The 18,373-nt window shown below is 68.7% G+C and carries 17 protein-coding genes; 12 read left to right on the forward strand and 5 right to left on the reverse strand.

Features of this window, described 5'->3' with window-relative positions; genetic code table 11:
• Nucleotides 1-11 precede the first annotated feature (11 nt).
• The 6 genes from BM417_RS29690 to BM417_RS29715 are packed head-to-tail and all read left to right on the forward strand — an operon-like array spanning nt 12 to nt 3,788.
• Entirely contained in the window at nt 12-848 is an 837-nt protein-coding gene (locus BM417_RS29690; protein WP_093601343.1) for a helix-turn-helix domain-containing protein, read from the forward strand.
• Nucleotides 845-1,012 carry a DUF397 domain-containing protein gene (locus BM417_RS29695; protein ID WP_093601345.1) on the forward strand — a complete coding sequence of 56 codons (168 nt, stop codon included), beginning with the start codon at nt 845-847 and terminating at the stop codon, nt 1,010-1,012. Before BM417_RS29690 ends, BM417_RS29695 begins: the two co-directional genes overlap by 4 nt.
• Before the next feature lie 15 nt (nt 1,013-1,027).
• Nucleotides 1,028-1,717 (forward strand): DddA-like double-stranded DNA deaminase toxin, encoded by a 690-nt coding sequence (locus BM417_RS29700; protein ID WP_177320670.1) that lies wholly within the window; start codon nt 1,028-1,030, stop codon nt 1,715-1,717.
• Nucleotides 1,714-2,151 (forward strand): Imm1 family immunity protein, encoded by a 438-nt coding sequence (locus BM417_RS29705; RefSeq protein WP_177320671.1) that lies wholly within the window; start codon nt 1,714-1,716, stop codon nt 2,149-2,151. Before BM417_RS29700 ends, BM417_RS29705 begins: the two co-directional genes overlap by 4 nt.
• A gap of 59 nt (nt 2,152-2,210) precedes the next feature.
• A complete protein-coding gene (locus BM417_RS29710; RefSeq protein WP_093601350.1) occupies nt 2,211-2,675 on the forward strand; it encodes a GbsR/MarR family transcriptional regulator in 465 nt (154 codons plus the stop codon).
• A gap of 9 nt (nt 2,676-2,684) precedes the next feature.
• Nucleotides 2,685-3,788: an ankyrin repeat domain-containing protein gene (locus BM417_RS29715; RefSeq protein ID WP_093601352.1), complete on the forward strand. Its 1,104-nt coding sequence runs from the start codon at nt 2,685-2,687 to the stop codon at nt 3,786-3,788.
• Here BM417_RS29715 and BM417_RS29720 read toward each other — a convergent pair.
• The 3 genes from BM417_RS29720 to BM417_RS29730 are packed head-to-tail and all read right to left on the reverse strand — an operon-like array spanning nt 3,767 to nt 6,377.
• Nucleotides 3,767-4,696, reverse strand: coding sequence for a COX15/CtaA family protein (locus tag BM417_RS29720; RefSeq protein ID WP_218164593.1), 930 nt, complete (start codon nt 4,694-4,696; stop codon nt 3,767-3,769). The genes BM417_RS29715 and BM417_RS29720 overlap by 22 nt on opposite strands.
• A gap of 20 nt (nt 4,697-4,716) precedes the next feature.
• Nucleotides 4,717-5,475: an ABC transporter permease gene (locus tag BM417_RS29725; RefSeq protein ID WP_407656180.1), complete on the reverse strand. Its 759-nt coding sequence runs from the start codon at nt 5,473-5,475 to the stop codon at nt 4,717-4,719.
• On the reverse strand, nt 5,472-6,377 hold the full coding sequence (locus BM417_RS29730; protein WP_407656182.1) for an ABC transporter ATP-binding protein: 906 nt from the start codon (nt 6,375-6,377) through the stop codon (nt 5,472-5,474). The genes BM417_RS29725 and BM417_RS29730 overlap by 4 nt, the downstream gene beginning before the upstream one ends.
• A 201-nt stretch (nt 6,378-6,578) precedes the next feature.
• Between BM417_RS29730 and BM417_RS29735 the strand changes: the two genes are divergently transcribed.
• Both BM417_RS29735 and BM417_RS29740 read left to right on the forward strand, forming a co-directional pair.
• Nucleotides 6,579-7,154, forward strand: a complete 576-nt coding sequence (locus BM417_RS29735; protein ID WP_245822232.1) for a DUF998 domain-containing protein — start codon at nt 6,579-6,581, stop codon at nt 7,152-7,154.
• A complete protein-coding gene (locus tag BM417_RS29740; protein WP_093601356.1) occupies nt 7,151-9,136 on the forward strand; it encodes a glycosyltransferase in 1,986 nt (661 codons plus the stop codon). Before BM417_RS29735 ends, BM417_RS29740 begins: the two co-directional genes overlap by 4 nt.
• Before the next feature lie 208 nt (nt 9,137-9,344).
• Here BM417_RS29740 and BM417_RS29745 read toward each other — a convergent pair whose 3' ends face one another.
• Complete coding sequence (locus tag BM417_RS29745; RefSeq protein WP_093601358.1) at nt 9,345-13,001, reverse strand: patatin-like protein; 3,657 nt, start codon at nt 12,999-13,001, stop codon at nt 9,345-9,347.
• A 76-nt stretch (nt 13,002-13,077) separates the two neighbouring features.
• Complete coding sequence (mptB, locus tag BM417_RS29750; RefSeq protein ID WP_093601360.1) at nt 13,078-14,625, reverse strand: polyprenol phosphomannose-dependent alpha 1,6 mannosyltransferase MptB; 1,548 nt, start codon at nt 14,623-14,625, stop codon at nt 13,078-13,080.
• A gap of 94 nt (nt 14,626-14,719) precedes the next feature.
• Between mptB and BM417_RS29755 the strand changes: the two genes are divergently transcribed.
• Genes BM417_RS29755 through BM417_RS29770 form a run of 4 tightly spaced genes read left to right on the forward strand, consistent with a single transcriptional unit; the run spans nt 14,720 to nt 18,345 of the window.
• Nucleotides 14,720-15,424, forward strand: coding sequence for a helix-turn-helix transcriptional regulator (locus BM417_RS29755; RefSeq protein WP_093601362.1), 705 nt, complete (start codon nt 14,720-14,722; stop codon nt 15,422-15,424).
• On the forward strand, nt 15,421-16,875 hold the full coding sequence (gene sufB / locus BM417_RS29760; protein ID WP_093601364.1) for a Fe-S cluster assembly protein SufB: 1,455 nt from the start codon (nt 15,421-15,423) through the stop codon (nt 16,873-16,875). Before BM417_RS29755 ends, sufB begins: the two co-directional genes overlap by 4 nt.
• Before the next feature lies 1 nt (nt 16,876).
• Nucleotides 16,877-18,034 carry a Fe-S cluster assembly protein SufD gene (gene sufD / locus BM417_RS29765; protein WP_093601366.1) on the forward strand — a complete coding sequence of 386 codons (1,158 nt, stop codon included), beginning with the start codon at nt 16,877-16,879 and terminating at the stop codon, nt 18,032-18,034.
• Nucleotides 18,031-18,345 (forward strand): non-heme iron oxygenase ferredoxin subunit, encoded by a 315-nt coding sequence (locus tag BM417_RS29770; RefSeq protein WP_093601368.1) that lies wholly within the window; start codon nt 18,031-18,033, stop codon nt 18,343-18,345. Before sufD ends, BM417_RS29770 begins: the two co-directional genes overlap by 4 nt.
• Nucleotides 18,346-18,373: the final 28 nt, after the last annotated feature.

Here is an 18,373-nt window from a genome sequence, read left to right on the forward strand (position 1 = left end):
AGCTTTTTCGCATGCCCAAAAGAGAGTCGAACGTCGTGGGCCGCGAGTTCGGCAACGGCCTCCGCGCCGCCATCGCCACAACCGGCCTGACGCAACGCCAGCTGGCCGAGGAGCTCGACTGGGACGAGTCGAAGCTGTCCGACCTCGTCAACGGCAAGGGCGGCGTCACCGCGCACGAGGTCGAGGTGCTGCTCGCCTACTGCCGCCTGTCGCTGGCAGAACGACGGCATCTGATGGCGTTGTTCCTGGAGGCGGGGGAGAAGGGGTTCATCCTCTTTCCCGAAGACGGCGTCCCTGACCAGCTGCGCACGCTGATCAACCACGAGAAGGAATCCAGTGCGATCGTCGCGTGGTCGATGAACCTCGTCTCCGGCCTGCTGCAAACCCATGACTATGCGTACGCCGTCGCCGAGGTCGGACCTCACGAGAAGGAGGACGTGCCGAAGGTCGTGGCCGCGAGGATGGCGCGAGCGGAGATTCTGCGGCCAGGCCGGACGTTCACCTTCTACGTGCACCAGCAGGCGCTCTTGCTGCCTGTAGGCGGCGAAGAGGTGTGGCGCGAGCAGTTGGCGCACCTCCTGCGGATGTCGGTGCGGCAGTACATCAACTTCCACGTCATCCCCAGGTCGATCGGCGCGCACCCCGGGGTGTCGGGTGACTTCCGGGTGATGAAGTTCCCGAAGTACCCGCCACTCGTCTTCCTGGACACGCTGAACTGCGGGTTGTTCTTCGACGACAAGGAAACCGTCGCGCTCTACGAGGACAGGGTGAAGCAGCTCGCAGCCGTCGCCCTCAATCGTGAACAATCCAGGGCGGTGATCGACAACATATTGGAGGGCCTCCAATGACCGACTGGCGCAAGAGCAGCTACAGCAGCACCGCTGACAACTGTGTCGAGGTGGGGTGTGGCGTCGGGGTCCGGGACAGCAAGGCCCCTGCCCCGCACCTGCCGGTGTCGGCGGAGTCGTGGGCCGCGTTCCTCGGCGTCGTGAAGGGTGATTCTGCCCGTTAGGAGTTCATCGGTTCAGTGGCGTCGCTGGAGGAGATCGGGCAGCGCCTGCGTGAGGTGTTGTTCAAGGCAGAGCAGCTCATCAACGCGTTACGCCAAGCCGAGAGTCTGGCCAAGGACGCCTGTGAGCTGCTCGGTCCTGCCGGCCGCGGAAGCAGGCACGAGGACGACTACTCCGCTGTCCTGCGGCAATGGAACGACGCGCACGTCGGCATAGGTGATCTGGTTACCCAGGCGCAACAGGTGTCTGAACGGATTGCCGACCATCTGAGGTCGCTTCTCGGCGCAGGCGCAGAGACTGTTCCACCCGATCTTTCGTGGTCGACGCAACAGCGGGCGACGCTCCCCGTTTACGACGGCAAGACCACCGGGAAGTACGTCGATCCGGATGGCTACACCGAGTCGGTCCGCAGCGGATACGAGCCTGACGGCGAACACGACGAGATCGCCGAGTTCCTGTTCGCGCGCGGTTATCCGCCTGGACCGGCTGGAGCACGGGTGACGTTGGGGGTCCACGTCGAGGCCAAGGTGGCGTGGCGAATGCGCGCCGGCGGTGTCGATCGAGTGGAACTGGTCATCAACAACCCGATGTGCAGGGGGCCGTACTCCTGCACCAAGTTGCTGCAAGAGATACTGCTACCGGGCCAAACACTCGTGATTCACGACCCACGGGCAACGCGGGTCCACCGAGGAAAGGAAGCCAGGTGACTAATTCGCTCAGCGTCTGGTATTTCCGCGACGTCGACGATGACGACGAGCCGGTTGCCGTGGACACGGACGCCGCGCTCGACGCACTCCTCGACGACGTGCTCGCCAACCACCAGCCGCATCCGACGGTGGTCGTCGCCGACGGGCGACCCACCGTGGGCGCGCTGGGCCTCCCGGACCACCAGTTGAAGTTCGCCACGGACAGAGAATCGGGCACTGCGGCTCTCTACCTGATGGACGCTCAGGCTCACCGCGCCTGGACCACGAAGTCCGAGCCTGCGACGGCCACGTTGTGGCTGGACCGCGACGCCGACATCGCGTTCCCGTCCGACTCCGTGGTTTCGCTGGCTCAACTGCGGGAGGCGTTGCACGAGTTCATGCGCACCTCCGAACGTCCCACTTGCGTCCAGTGGCAGGAATTCGACGTTTTCTAGTGGCCGCGTTGACAAGATCGCTACGATGATTTCAGTGTCGACCGAAAGGGATCACTGAGATGAGCGTCGGCAGGGAAACAAGGCTCTCCGCCTGGATCGAGCGGTTCGCGGCCCACTTTGCCGAAGAGGGCATTCCGCTGATCGGCGGCCGCATCCTCGGCTACCTGCTGGTGTGCCAGCCGGTCGAGCGCACCGCCGCCGAGCTCTCGCAGGAGCTGGAGGCGAGCAGCGGGTCGATCAGCACGAACCTCAAGTACCTGGTCAACGTCGGCCTGGTGAGCAAGCGGACCCGGCGCGGACGGCAGGCGGCGGAGTACCGGATCAACGAGAAGGCTTGGACGGACTTCATCCAGCGCAAGCTCAACGCCATCGCCAGCGTGCAGACGCTCACCGACGACGGCATGCGGTTGCTCAGTGGTGACCCGGAGCGGTCGATGCGGCTGAAGACCGTCGACCACCTCTACGGTTGGCTCTCAGAGGAACTCCCCGCTTTGTGGGAGCGCAGGCCCGCCTCGCCGAAGTAGCGTGGTGCCATGTGGCACCCGTTTCGCGATGACATCGAGTACTACGAGGAGCGGGCCAGGGGATTGCTGGCCTCCGCGTGGGACGGCGTGCCCGGTGCGCTGGAGGTCTTCGACGACGTGCCGCTGACGGACGAGGGCGCGCACAGCGTTCTCGCCCAGGCCCACGGGTGTGAGGACTGGAAGGCGCTCAAGGCCAACATCCGCAAGCCGCGGCCGTTCGCCCGTGCCTACCAGGCCATCGAGATGCAGAACCCCGGTGAGCTCAAGGCGATCATCACGCGCGATCCGTGGCTCGTGAAGGCCAGCGGTACCAACGGCAACGACCTGCTCGGCCTGGCCACGGCCAAGTGTGACGAACGCCTGGTCGAGGTGCTGCTCAACGGCGGCGCGGACATCGACCACCAGAACGTCCACGGCTGGACGGCGTTGCACCAGGCGGCCTACGCGAACCTGCCGAGCCTCGCGGAACTGTTGCTCGCCAAGGGTGCCCGCACGGACCTGGACGCACGGGGCGAGGGCGGCACGCCGCTCACCGTCGCCTTGTTCTGGGGCAACGTCGAAACCGCCGAACTTCTGGCGCGAAAAGGAGTTCACCCGGCGAACCTGCGCACGGCGGCCGGCCTGGGCGATCTGGACCTGGCCACCGAACCGGAGGCCAGGCGCGGCTATTACCGGCCCCACAGCGGTTTCCCGCGCTGGTGGCCGACGAACGACCCGCAGGAAGTGCTCGACGAGGCGTTGTCGTGGGCCGCCCGCAACGACCGCACCGAGATCCTGGGCGACCTGCTCAAGCGCGGCGCCCGGATCGACGCGGACGTCTACCGCGGCACGGCGCTGGCGTGGACGGCCTGGTGCGGGCTGGAGAACGCCACCCGCACGTTGCTCGACCTGGGCGCGGATCCCAACCAGCGCACGGGTTTCGGCGGGCCGATGCACGGCGAGGGCGTTACGGCGCTGCATCTCGCGGCCGAACGCGGCCATCTCAAGGTCATCCGCATCCTGCTCGACGCGGGCGCCGACAAGACGATCACCGACGTGAACTTCGAGGCGACACCGGCGAACTGGGCCGGCCACAACGACCAGGGTGAGGCTCAGGCCTTGCTGAGCGCCTGATCGTCAGAGGGCACAGTGTCAATTTCCTCTGGGACCTCGTGCGTGCGCTCACGCGACGACGTCCACAAAGCAGCCGTGGCAACGACAACAGCACCGGCGCCCAGCACGTGGATCGACACCAGCACCTCGGGCACGCCCGTCCAGTACTGGACCATGCCCAGCGCGCCCTGAGCGAGCACGACGCCGACCAACGTCCAGTACGAGCGGGTGCGCATGAAGAACCCGACCGCGATCAGCAGGCCCAGGAACAGGAACAGCAGGTCCGCGTGGATCTGCGCGAGCGTCGCCACCTCGACGCCCAGGCGCGGCGTCGACGAGTCACCGGCGTGCGGGCCGGCGGCTGTCACCCAGGTGCCCGCGAGCAGCAACGCGCCCAGCACGACGGCCATGACGACCTGAAGCTTCATCAACGGCGCCGGCACCTTCAAGCGAGCCGGACCGTCGCCCTCGGACAGCGAGCTCACGAGCAGCACGGCCATCCACACCAGACCCATCGAGATCATGAAGTGGATGGACACGGTGTACCAGGCAAGGCCGGTCAGCACGGTGATGCCGCCGACGACCGCCTGCACGGCCACGCCGACGAGCTGGACGAGCGAGAGCACGAGAACCCGCTTGCGCCGCGGCAGGTGGAACCACGCCGCCAGCACGCACAGACCCGCGATGACGCCGACGACACCGGTCAGCGTGCGGTTGCCGAACTCGACCCACTGGTGCAGGGCCGCGACCTCGGGGTGTTCGACCGGGACGACGCTGCCCTCGACGCACTCCGGCCACGTCGGGCAGCCGAGGCCCGAGCCGGTCACGCGGACGATCGACCCGGTGACCGCGATTCCGGCCTGCGCGATGACGACGGCAATCGCGAACGCGCGCTGCCAGGACACGAGGAAGGCGGTCAGCTTCGACACGCCCCTGATGGTAGGTCTCGTCAGGTAAGCCGAGTCGTCCGGGTCGCCAGTGCGCCCGCGACAACGCCCCAGGCCACGAGCACTGCGACCGGGCCCACACCGGGGGCGGTGCCGTGCACCACAGAGGTTTCCAGCGCCTGGGCCAGCGCGGCGGACGGCAGCAGGTGGACGAACCCGACCGGCACCGACAACGCCACGCCACCGACCATCAGCAGCACGAACCAGATGATGTTCGCCAGTGCCAGCACGATCTCGGCCCGCAGCGCGCCACCCAGCAGCACGCCCAGCGCACCGAACGTCAGCGTGCCCAGGACGATCAGCAGCACGACCCACGGCAGACCGGCCAGCGGAAAGCGCCAGCCCAGGAACAACGCCGTGACCGCGAGCAGCACGATCTGCAGCGCTACCACGACCAGTGCGCCGCAAACGCGTCCGGCGACGAGCAGCCACCGGGGCAGCGCCGAGGCCGAAAGCCGCTTCAGCACGCCATAACGCCGGTCGAAGCCCAACGCGATGGCCTGCCCGGTGAAGGCGGAGGAGATGATCGCCAGCGCGAAGATCCGCGCGGTGGCGGACCCGACGCGCGGCTCGGGCATCGGGATCACCGACATCAGACTGAGAGCCACCAGCAACGCCAGCGGGATGATCACCGTCAGCAGGATCTGCTCGCCGTTGCGCAACGTCAGCATCGCCTCGGTGCGCGCGTGCACGAAGAGCATGCGCGGCAACGAACCGCGGCCGGGTGCGGGCTTGAACGTGCCGGGAGCGAAGGTGGTCACGAGCGCAGCTCCCTGCCGGTCAGCTCCAGGAAAACGTCTTCGAGGCTGCGCTTGGCCACGGTGAGCTCTTCGGCCAGAACGCCCTGCTGCGCGCACCACGACGTGACGGTCGACACGACCTGCGGGTCGATCATGCCTTCCACGACGTACGCGCCCTTCGTCGCCTCGCGCACCTTCAGCCCCTCGGGCAGTGCGGCGGACAGCAACGTGAGGTCGAGACCGGGCCGCGCGCGGAACCGCAGCTGCTGGTCGTCCGGCCGGTTCGCGGTCAGCTCGGCGGGCGAGCCCTGCGCGACCACACGGCCCTCGTCGATGATCACGACGTTGTCGGCGAGCGCCTCGGCCTCGTCCATGAGGTGCGTCGTCAGCAGCACGGCCACGCCGTCGTCCCGAAGGGCCCCCACGAGATCCCACACCAGACGGCGGGCCTGCGGGTCCATGCCCGCGGTCGGCTCGTCGAGGAACACGAGCTCAGGGCGTCCGATCAACGCGCACGCGAGCGACAACCGCTGCTGCTGGCCGCCGGACAGCCTCTTGTAGGGGGTGCGGACCGCGCCACCGAGCCCGAGGATCTCGATCAGCCACTTCGGGTCGAGCGGGTTCGCCGCGCAGGCCGCCACGAGGTTCAGCATCTCCTCGGCGCGAATGCCGGGATAACCGCCACCGCCCTGCGGCATCACGCCGATGCGCGGCCGCAGCGCCTCGGAACCCGGCGCCATGCCGAGCACGCGCACCGAGCCGTCGTCGGCGGAGCGGAATCCCTCGCAGATCTCGACGGTCGTCGTCTTGCCCGCGCCGTTGGGCCCGAGCAGGGCGAGAACGGTGCCGGGCTGCTGAACGAGGTCGAGGCCGTCGACGGCGGTCTTCGAGCCGTATCTCTTGACCAGCCCCGACACTTCCACCGCAGGCTGGGGATTCGGGCTCACGAGCACGCAGCCTAGGCGGTCCGGGCAATGCGCACGCAGCTGGGTCATTCGGCCCATTCCTGAAGCAGAGCTGAAAAAGGTGGGGCTAGCCCTACCCCCGTGACTCAGGGACACCTCAGGGTCTCCTCGGGGGAGTTCCCCATTGGTTGATCACCGCGTTCACAAGAGACTTTTCTCGTGATCGAAGCGGGGGAGAAAAGACGGGGACTGGTGGTCGGGGGACTGGTGTTCTCACTGGTGCCGATTTTCTACCTGCATGTCGTGTCGGCGGGTCAGCTCAACCCGGTCACGGACGTGATCAGTGACTACGTGTTCGTGAACAACGGCACGGGCTGGCTCGCGGCGACGTCTCTTAGTCTCGCGGCCGTCTCGGCTTTGCTCGCCGTCAACCTGCGCGGTGTAGGCAGGTCAGCGCAGTGGCTGATCGGCATCTGGTCGGCGGGTCTGACCGTGTCGACGATCTTCCCGACCGATCCGACGGGAGCGCCGACCTCGTTGTCCGGCTACATCCACCGGTACGCCGGTGCGGTCATGTTCATGGCCCTGCCCGCGGCCGGCGTGCTCATCGCCCGCAAAATTCCGGCTCTGCTCGGTGTCGCAATAACGGCGAGCGTGTCGAGCGCCGCGTTTCTGGTCAGCCACGTTTCCTTCGCCGGTTTCGAGGCGCGCGGACTCACCGAACGCGTTTTGTTCGCATCCCTTTACGGACTCCTTTTCGCCATCGCGGCACTACAGGTGAGGCGCACCTCATGACCATGCTCGCCATCACGCTCGCCGTGTTCGGTGCCGTGTGCTTCGCCCTCGCGGCCCGCCTGCAACACGACGCGATCGCCGAGACCGGTGCCCGGGCCAGCGTCCTGAGGCAGCCCCGGTGGCTCGCCGGGTTCGCGCTGCTCGTCGGCGGTGCCGGGGTGCACGCGGCCGCGCTCGGCATGGCGCCGTTGACGGTGGTGCAGCCGATTGGTGTCCTCGCGATCGGCATGACCGCGTTGATGGACCGCCGTTTCCGCGAGTTGCCGGCGATCCTGCTCACGACCGTGGGTGTGGGCGCGTTCGTGTGGTTCGCCTCGGGCAGTGCGACCGCGACCAAGGTCGTGCCGGACGTCGAACTCACCGCGGGACTCGTGACTCTCGGCCTGATCGCGGTGCCGGGCGTGATCGCAGCCCTTACGCCGAACGCGCGCATTCGTGCCGTGGCGTTCGCATCGGCCGGTGGCGTCGCGTACGGGTACGTGTCCGTGCTGATGCGTGCCGTCTCACAGTCGGTGCAGCAAGGCGGTTTCGGGCTCTCGCACCTCGCGTCGGTGCTCGGCATCGCCCTCTCGCTCGCCGTCGGCGGCTGGCTGGTCCAGCACGCCTACGCGGGCGGACCTCCTCATCTCGCCGTCGCCTGTCTGACCGTGGTGGATCCGCTGGTCGCGGTCGGCCTCGGCGCCTTCCTGCTCGGCGAGGCCGCGCATTTGTCTCCTTTGACCGGTGTCGCGCTGTTCGCCTGCGCTCTCGCCGCTGTTTGCGGCGTGTTCGCACTTGCTCGTCAACCTCGTGAAAACATCCGAACGGAGCTTCTCGTGAACACCTCCAGCGCGCTTCGCGTCGTCATCGCCGCGGACACGTTCCCGCCGGACGTCAACGGTGCAGCGCGCTTCGCGCAGCGCCTGGCGGTCGGCCTCGCCGAGAACGGCCACGACGTCCACGTCATCGCCCCGGACTCGCCCAAGGCCACCGAGATCCCCGGTGTCACGGTCCACCGGCTGCGTTCGCACCGGCTCCCGTTCTACCCGGACTTCCGCTTCTGCCTGCCGTGGCAGGCGTCGAAGGAGGCCGACGAGCTGGTCAAGTCGCTCAAGCCGGACGTCGTGCACGTCCAGGCGCACTTCGTGGTGGGCCGGTTCGTCCTGAACTCCGCCGTCGCCCAGGGCATCCCGACGCTCGCCACGAACCACTTCATGCCGGAGAACCTGTTCAGCCACGCCCACCTGCCGAAGTTCCTGCAGGGCATGGCCAGCAGATTCGCCTACCGCGACCTGGCCCGCGTCTTCGGCCGCGCCGACATCGTCACCGCGCCCACCCCGCGCGCCGTGCAGCTGTTGCACGAGAGCGGTTTCCCCGAACGCGCGGTGCCCGTCTCGTGCGGCATCGACATCGCCCGCTACCAGCGCGCGGTCACCCACAACGACCGGCCGACCGCGCTGTTCGTCGGACGGCTGGACGAGGAGAAGCGCGTCGACGAGTTCCTGCGCGCCCTGGCCCGCGTGCCCGGAGCGTTCGGCGAGATCGTCGGTGACGGCACGTGCAAGGCCGAGTGGGAGCTGCTGGCTCGCGACCTCGGCATCCTGGACCGCGTGAAGTTCCACGGCTTCGTGTCCGAGGACGACCTGCTCGACGCCTACGCCCGCGCCGACCTGTTCGTCATGCCCGGTGTCGCCGAGCTCCAGAGCCTCGCGACGATGGAGGCGATGGCCGCGGGCAAGCCGGTGATCGCCGCGAACGCCATGGCGCTGCCGCACCTCGTGCACCACGGCCGCAACGGCTGGCTGTTCGAGCCCGGCGACGTGAACCAGCTGGCCCAGCGCCTGCACACGCTCGTGCACGACGAGCCGATGCGGGCTCGGATGGGCGCCGCCAGCAGCGAGATCATCTCGCACCACACGCTGGCCACGACGCTGGAGCGCTTCGAGGCGTTGTACGCGCGGGCGATGGGTCAGACGGTTCCGGTCATCGCGCTGGCGGCCTGAGGTTCAGGCGCGAGGGGACGCGGCTTGACGGGGAGTTGTCGGGCCGGCTGAGGACAAGCTCGAGGGGCGTGGCCTGACGGGGGAGTCGTCGGGCCGGCTGCCCAGGCCGGGGTCAGCGTTCGTCCGCGGGGAAGTCCGCGGAGGCGCTGACCCCGGCCCACTTCTGCGTCACGTACTGGGCCGGGCGCGAGTCCTTTGTGGGCGGACGCTACCCGCGTGCCCTGAGCTTCTCCCCGATCCGTTGCGCGACAAGCAGCCCTGCCTGGGACAGGGTGAGCTCGGCGGGGTGCTCGCCCTCGCCCTTCACCAGGAACCGGTACAGCGAGGCGTGCCCCTCCAGCCGTTCGCGCAACGTCGCCGCGACGTCGGAGCCGTCCGGGTAGATCGCCGGGATCGCCTCGGCCACCAGCTGCTCGCGGATCCGGCGGCGTTCGATCCGCGGCACGTACCAGGACGTGATCAGCAGCAGCGTCAGGCCGAACGCCAGCGCCGTGCCGATCACCGCCTGCCAGCCCCACCCGCGCGGCCCGATGACCAGCAGCACGTCGGCGATCGCCAGGTACACCACGCCGTAGACCACGGCCCAGCCCGCGGTCGCGGCGGCGGGAGGCTCGGCGCGTTCCGTGCCCCACACGCCCTCGACCCGGCGCCAGCGCTGCAGCGACTTGCCGCTGGACAGCGCCATGTAGATCCCGAACGCTCCACAGAGGACCGAGGCCGGGATCACCAGCCACGGCTCGGTGTGCAGCGCGAACCGCCACACCGACCAGACCATCCCCGCGACCACCAGCACGACCGCCGCCTGCTTCCAGCGCCGCTTGATGATCTGCCACGGCCGGAAGTCGGCCAGCACCGCGAGCGGAGTGCGGATCGGCGCGGGCAACGAGCCCAGCACCAGCAGAGCCAGGACGACGGCCGCGACACCGGCCACCGTGATCGTGCCGGTGGTGATCTCCGAGCTGTCGTCGGGCATCCGCTCGACGGCTATGGCCACCAACGGGATCACGGGTGAGAGCAACACCAGCCCGTGCAGCATCGTGCCGCTGCGCAGGGCCGCGTAACCGAAGGCGGCGAGGAGGCTGGCCGCGCCGATCGCCGCGCCCGGACCCGCCGCCCACGCCGGCAGCATGCCGAACAACGCCATCACGACCAGCGCGCCGCCGACCGCGAGCCCGAGCAGGCCCAGGAACTGGGCGAGGTTGCCGCCGCGGGTCAGGCCGGTGATCGTCCAGTAGGGGAGCAACGCGGCCCCGCGGACCACCCGCGTCACCGGACGGACCGCGGCGAGCCCGGACCGTTCGGAGTCGGCGACCGTGACGGCGACGGCCGCGGCGTTCGCGGCCGTGCGGATCATCTGGTCCGACGCCGCTTCCTGCGTGAGGGGCTCACGGCCGATGCCCGCGCGGTCGAACGCGTTGAGCGCCGACATGCCGAGCGTGACCGTGTGCTCGTGCGGATATTCCAGGCGCCGCAACAGGTCCGCGTGCTCCTCGAGGAACAGCTCACCGCGCGAACGCTTGTCCGCGCCGTCACCGCGGTCGGCGATGATCGCGGCCCGCAGCCGGGGGAGCTCCTCGCAGATGATCCGCCAGTGCAGGCCCCACGCGGCGAGCTCGGCGAGCTTCATCGACGACGGCGACAGCTCGTTCTCGGTCTCGTAGATGCCGCGGAGTTCCTTCTTCGCCTCCTCGGCGCACGCGGCGACCTGCATCGGCAGTTCCAGGCCGAACATCGCCGCGACGACCTGGTCGACCACGGCCCCCGCTCGTTCCTCCGCCGTGCGCCGGTCGTCCTCAGGCCGTCCGAGGAGGTCCATCCGCCGCAACCGCCGCGGGTCGAACAGCACGCGGCACAGCATCGTGGCGCCGTCGAGGCGTCCCCAGATCCAGTCGTTGACCCGCCACGACCGCTTGAGGAACCCGGAGAACCGCGATAGCGACGCCCCACCGGCCTTGTCGTCGGCCGTGATCGACTGCTGTGCGAACGCGTTGCGCGTCTGCAGCGACACCTGCACCAGCTCGACCGCCGTGTCCAGCCCGGTCGACGCGTCGTCGGACAGGCACGTGCCCGCGATCTCCAGCGCCAGCAGGCGGCTGAGCCACCGTTCGCCGTCGTCGAGCCCGGCCTCTGCCGGGGTGGCCGCGGGGTCGAGCAGGGCGTGCCAGCAGACGAGCCCGCCGAGCTTCAGCCGTCGTTCGTCGAGCTCGGTGATCACCTTCCGCGCGGCGCTCACGATCCGGCCGATCTCGGCGACCTGCGCCTTGACCTCCAGGCCGAGATGCCCGTCGATCAGGTTCTCGTGGTAGCTCGCGAGCCTGCCGGTCCAGTAGGTCTCGCCGAGCGAGCCGGACGGCTTCCAGTCGAACAGCTCGGTGCGCAGCCGGCGCAGTTCCGCGCGGACCTGGTGCAGCGCGCGGCGGGCCTGGGCGATCTCGTCGGCCTGGCTCTCGTCCACCACCCACACGAGCCGCTTGAGCAGGTCGAGTGCCGACGCGCCGAGGCGTTCGGCCATCGTGATGCCCCACTCCCAGCCCACGTCCGCACGGCACACGACGTTCGGCAGCTGCACGCCCGGCACGTACGGCAGGACGCCGTGCAGCTTCTTCCACTTGCGCTGCGCGGTCTCCGCGGCCCGGCGCACCCGTTCGAACGACCAGTTCGCCGGATTCCCCTTGGGCAGCGCGAACTGCTGCGCCGTCACCTGGCGGGCCGCCAGCCGGATCTCGATGTCCTCGTAGTGCCCGAAGAGCTTGTCCGCCAGCGAGTACACCTCGCCGACCACGTCGTCGCCGCCCGCGTGCAGGCGTTCCAGCAACGACATCCGGCCGCCCCTGCTGCTCGCGGCGCGCCGGTTGTGCTCCTCGATCTTCTCGACGTAGGTCCTGTTGGCCTGACTGGACATCGCGCCCAGCAGCTTGCCGCCGGACCCGACCGTGGTCAGCCCGCTGTCGATCATGTCGGCCATCGGTTCGGAACCGAGCGGCTCGGCGTGCGGGAAGACCAGCAGCATCACCCTGCGCACCGGCCCGTCCGCCGGCATCCGGTCGATGGCCTCCAGCGCCTCCTTCGTCGGCGTGTTCACGAGAACACCGCCGTCGACCGCGAACCTGCTGCGGTCGGCGCCGTTGGCCCAGCTGGCGACGTCCGCCATGTCCGGACGGTCCGGCGTGGCCTGGCCGCCGACGGGGATGAAGCTCGGCTCGAACGCGAACGGGAAGCTGGCACTCGACCTGGCTGCCAGCGCCAGCTGAAGCACGCGGTCGTTCAGGGTGGCGGGCGTGAAGTCGTCACGCGTGTCCTCGGAGACCCAAGCGTACGGGTCGCGGCGGAACGAGAACGAACCCTGGTGCACCGACTGGGTCAGCGGCTGGCCCAGGTCGTCGTAGGTGATCGTCGGAACGCCACCCAGAAGTGTGGTGGTGATCCGCAGGTCGATCGGGCGTTCGTCCGGCTCGGTCGGCTCGAAGTCCGTGGTGAGCCTCGCCAGCGCCTCCTGGAGCCGGGGGAGGAAGAACTCGTCGCCCTTGAGCAACGACGCCGGCTGGCCGCGGAACGGCGTGCGCAACAGCTGTTCCATCCGGCCCTGCTCAGCCCAGAGATCCCGGAGCCTCGTCAGGTCGGCGTGCTTGTTGACCTGCGACAACGCCAGCGCGGCGCCGTTGATGCCGCCCGCCGACGTGCCCGCGATGACGTCCGCTCTCGCCGTGCAGCCGACCAGGTCCAGCAGCGGCTGGTACACCGATCCGGGCCTGGTCAGACGGTCGAGCTCCAGCACGACGCCGCCCATCCAGACGGCCAGGCTCACGCCACCGTTGAGCACGACGGCGAACCGGACCTCTTCGCGCGACATGGGTTGTTCGGACATGGCACGTCACCCCCTCCGGCGACGATCTTCCCCTGAGAGGTAGTCGTCCGCCGGAGGTTCGGGGTTACCGGTCCGATCAGACCTGCCCGCCCCCGGCGGGATCGGACCTCAGGAACGACCCGACCCGCTTGCGCGCGATCAGCACGCAGACGGCGAACGTGATGACCGCCCCGGCGACGGCCTGGGGCACGGTGTAGGCGCGGCCGTCGAACGCGGACCCGGTCGGCGGCAGGATGATCGCGATGATCGCCGAGGTCACCATGGCGAACATCCGGAACTTCGGCCCGACCACCGCGGTGGCCAGCGGAATCGCCGCCCACAGCACGTACCAGGGCTGCAGCACCGGCCCGAGCACCAGGATCGCGCCCAGAGCCGCGCCCAGGCCGTTCATCGCCTTGATCCGGCCCTTGAAGCTGCGCCACAGCAGCACGATCGTGATCACGACGGACACGCCCTGCCCGAGCAGCCGCGTCAGCGAGATCATCGCCTCGGTGTGGTTGCCGAGGCCGAGCATGATCCCGGTGCCGGCCCCCAGGAAGCCCAGCGCCGTGGGCGGCGACATCCACGACTTGACGGTCGACGCGACGTTCAGCGTCTCGACCCAGCCGAAGCCGAACCCGGTGCCGAGGCAGATCACCACCACCCCGACCGCGGCGATGCCGGCCATGATCGCGGCCACCAGCGCCAGGTGCTTGAGCTGTCCGCCGAGCTTGCGCGCCACCATCACACCGAGGAAGCCCAAGGCGGCCATCGCGGGGATCTTCACCATCGCCCCGCACACGATGACCCCGGCGCCCAGCGTGATCCACGACCACTTCAACGGTTCCAGCCCGCGCATCGCGAGCTCCAGGCCGACCAGCATCAGGCCGAGCGCCAGGCCGTCGTTGTGCACGCCGATGACGATGTGGAACAGCACCAGCGGGTTCAGCGCGCCCAGCCACAACGCGCCGACCGGCGGCACCCCGAACCGGGCCGCCAGCCGGGGCAGTGCCCACACGATCATCCCCAGGCCGACCAGCACCAGCAGCCGGTGCACGAACACACCGGACACCACGTGGTCGCCGGTGAGCATCGCGGTCAACCGGCCGAACGCGAGGAACAGCGGCCCGTACGGCGCCGGCGTCTCCCGCCAGATGTTCGGCACACCGCGGGTGAGCACGTGGTCGACGCCCAGCGCGTTGGCCGGCCCCAGCTCGTACGGGTCGAGGCCGCGCGCCGCGATCTCGCTCTGCGCCAGGTACGAGTACACGTCGCGGGAGAACATCGGCACGCAGAAGACCAGCGGAACGGTCCACATCAGCAGCGTGCGGTCCATCTGACCGCGCGAGATCAGCCGCGGCCGCCCCGGCTTCACGAACCGGCCCAGCGCCAGCCAGGCCGACACGATCATGAAGATGCCGGTCCAGACGACCCCCATCGCGACACTGGGCATCCTCGAGAAAAGCCCGAGAACGGGCACGCCGTAGAGCGGCGAGTAGATCGGTGCGGCCCCGCCACCCAGGGATCCGACGGTCAGCAGCAACGCGCCGATGGTGCCCCAGCGACGGACGATGTCCAGCTGGCGACGCTCCCGACCGTTCAAGAGGTCGCTCTCCGGAGTTACAGCTCCGCCGTTCGTGGACATGTCAGGAGGGTATCGAGCCACGTTCAGCCGTGAGTCAGGTCACCCTGTGACCGCGATCTTTGCTACCTCCGGCTAAATACGCAACACTGGTGTTGTGAAAAACGCCGAGAGCCACCTTGACGTCGTGCCGCAGCACGACGGCAAGACTCGGCGTGCTGTCGCCAGGCTCCTCCTGGAGCAGGGCCCGGTCACCGCGGCGGGTATCGCCGAGGAGCTGGGCATCAGCCCCACGGCCGTGCGTCGTCACATAGACGCGCTGCTCGCGGACGGCGAGGCGACGACGAGGGACGCACCGCGGCAGACCCAACGTGGTCGTGGCCGTCCCGCGAAGCTCTTCCTGCTGACAGACGCCGGACGCGCCCGGTTCGGCCACGCCTACGACGACCTCGCGGTCGCCGCCCTCAGGTTCCTCGCCCAGACAGGTGGGGAAGAGGCAGTGCGCGCCTTCGCGCAAAGTCGTGTCGACGCACTCGTGGACGGTCATCGTTCGACGATCGTGGCCCAGGTCACGCCCGCCGAACGGGCCAAGGCCCTTGCGACCGCGTTGACCAGGGAGGGTTACGCTGCGGCGGCGCGAAATGTGGGTACGGGCGAGCAGTTGTGCCAGCACCACTGCCCGGTCGCCCACGTCGCCGCCGAGTTCCCCCAGCTGTGCGAGACCGAGACGGAGACGTTCGCGAACCTCCTCGGTACCCACGTGCAGCGCCTCGCGACGATCGCCCGCGGCCACGCCGTGTGCACGACGCACATCCCGAACATTGCAAATCGGATCCCAGATGATGGAGGGGAGCCCGCATGACTGCCGCTGCCGAGCAGCGCACGCCCACCACGGTGCAGTCTCCGCTCACGCAGGAAGAGACCATTGCGTCTCTCGGCAACTACGAGTTCGGCTGGGCCGACTCGGACACTGCCGGCGCGAGCGCACGCCGAGGCCTCAGCGAGGATGTCGTCCGCGACATCTCGGCGAAGAAGAGCGAGCCCGAGTGGATGCTCGAGTACCGGTTGAAGGCGCTCAAGCTCTTCGACCTCAAGCCGATGCCGAGCTGGGGCGCTGACCTCTCTGGGATCGACTTCGACTCGATCAAGTACTTCGTGCGGTCCACCGAGAAGCAGGCCACCAGCTGGGAGGACCTGCCCGAGGACATCAAGAACACCTACGACCGCCTGGGCATCCCGGAGGCCGAGAAGCAGCGTCTCGTCGCCGGTGTCGCCGCCCAGTACGAGTCCGAGGTCGTCTACCACCAGATCCGCGAGGACCTGGAGGAGAAGGGTGTCCTCTTCCTCGACACCGACACGGCGCTCAAGGAGCAGCCGGAGCTCTTCCGGGAGTACTTCGGCTCCGTCATCCCCGCGGGTGACAACAAGTTCTCGGCGCTCAACGCCGCGACGTGGTCCGGCGGCTCGTTCATCTACGTGCCGAAGGGCGTGCACGTGGACATCCCGCTGCAGGCCTACTTCCGGATCAACACCGAGAACATGGGTCAGTTCGAGCGCACGCTGATCATCGTCGACGAAGATGCCTACGTGCATTACGTCGAGGGTTGCACGGCGCCGATCTACTCCTCGGACTCGCTGCACTCGGCCGTCGTCGAGATCATCGTGAAGAAGGGCGGCCGCTGCCGCTACACGACGATCCAGAACTGGTCGAACAACGTCTACAACCTGGTCACCAAGCGCGCCAAGGCCGAAGAGGGCGCGACCATGGAGTGGGTCGACGGCAACATCGGCTCCAAGGTGACCATGAAGTACCCGGCCGTCTTCCTGATGGGCGAGCACGCCAAGGGCGAGGTCCTCTCGATCGCGTTCGCGGGCGAGGGCCAGCACCAGGACGCCGGCGCCAAGATGGTCCACATGGCACCGCACACCTCTTCGACGATCATCTCGAAGTCGGTGGCGCGGGGCGGTGGCCGCACGTCGTACCGCGGCCTGGTCCAGGTCAACAAGCGGGCGCACCACTCGAAGTCCACGGTGAAGTGCGACGCGCTGCTGGTCGACACCATCAGCCGCTCGGACACCTACCCCTACGTCGACGTCCGCGAGGACGACGTGCAGATGGGTCACGAGGCCACGGTCTCGAAGGTCTCCGAGGACCAGCTGTTCTACCTGATGTCGCGCGGCCTGAACGAGGACGAGGCCATGGCGATGATCGTGCGCGGGTTCGTCGAGCCCATCGCGCGCGAGCTCCCCATGGAGTACGCCCTCGAACTGAACCGCCTGATCGAACTGCAGATGGAAGGGGCCGTCGGCTGACATGGCCGCCCTGTCTACGAAACCTCACTCCCACGGAGCTGTCGTTCCTGTCTCCTCGCGCGCGGAGCACTTCACGTCCTACGACGTGAACGCGTTCGAGGTGCCGGGCGGCCGTGAGGAGATCTGGCGCTTCACGCCTCTCAAGCGTCTTGCCGGTCTGCACTCCGGCGCTGCGGCAACGGGTACCGCTGCCGTCGAGGTGAGCGCCGCCGAAGGCGTCACCGTCGAGACCGTGGGTCGTGACGACTCACGGCTCGGCACCGCCGGCGTTCCCGGTGACCGCGTCGCGGCGCAGGCGTACTCGTCCTTCGAGAACGCCACGATCGTGACGCTGCCCGGTGACGTGAAGTCCGAGCCGACCACCGTCACGGTGACCGGCGCGGGCGTCGACGCCGTCGCCTACGGACACATCCAGATCAAGGCCTCGCAGTTCGCCGAGGGCACCGTGATCCTGGACTTCCGCGGCTCCGGCGCGTACGCGGACAACGTCGAGTTCCTCGTCGCGGACGGCGCTCACCTCACGGTGATCACCATCCACGACTGGGCCGACGACGCCGTGCACGTCTCGCAGCACCACGTGAAGCTCGGTCGCGACGCGACCATCAAGCACACCGTGGTCACGCTCGGCGGCGACGTCGTGCGCGTGACGCCGGTGGTGCAGTACGCGGGTCGCGGTGGCGACGCGGAGCTGTTCGGTCTGTACTTCGCGGACGCGGGCCAGCACCAGGAGCACCGGCCGTTCATCGACCACGCGCAGGCGAAGTGCCGCAGCAACGTCGTCTACAAGGGCGCGTTGCAGGGCGACGGCGCGCACACCGTGTGGATCGGCGACGTGCTGATCCGCGCGGCGGCCGAGGGCACCGAGACGTTCGAGCTGAACCGGAACCTGATCCTGACCGACGGCGCGCGTGCCGACTCGGTGCCGAACCTGGAGATCGAGACCGGCGAGATCGAGGGTGCGGGCCACGCCAGCGCCACCGGCCGGTTCGACGACGAGCAGCTGTTCTACCTGCAGGCGCGCGGCATCCCGGAGGACCAGGCACGGCGTCTCGTCGTGCGCGGCTTCTTCCAGGAGCTGATCGCGAAGATCGCCGTCCCCGAGGTGCGCGAGCGTCTCGAGGCCGCCATCGAGGCAGAGCTCGAGGCGGTCGGCACGTGATCAAGGTGTGTGCACTGTCCTCATTGGACGACCGCAAGCCGTTCGCCGCCAGCGTCGATGATGTCGATCTGGTGCTGGTGCGCGACGGCGAGCGGGTGCACGCACTCGCGGATCTGTGCTCGCACGCCGCGGTGTCGCTGAGCGAGGGCGAGGTCTCCCGCAAGGGGATCGAGTGCTGGTTGCACGGGTCGTGCTTCGACCTGGAGACCGGCAAGCCCTCCTCGCCGCCCGCCAGCGAACCGGTCGACGTCTACGCCGTCGACATCCGTGACGGCGACGTCTTCGTCGACGTCACCGTCACCACGAACTGACTTCTCAGCTACACCACCAGGAGAACGG

It is taken from the genome of Lentzea waywayandensis, assembly GCF_900115955.1.
Taxonomy (GTDB): Bacteria; Actinomycetota; Actinomycetes; order Mycobacteriales; family Pseudonocardiaceae; genus Lentzea; species Lentzea waywayandensis.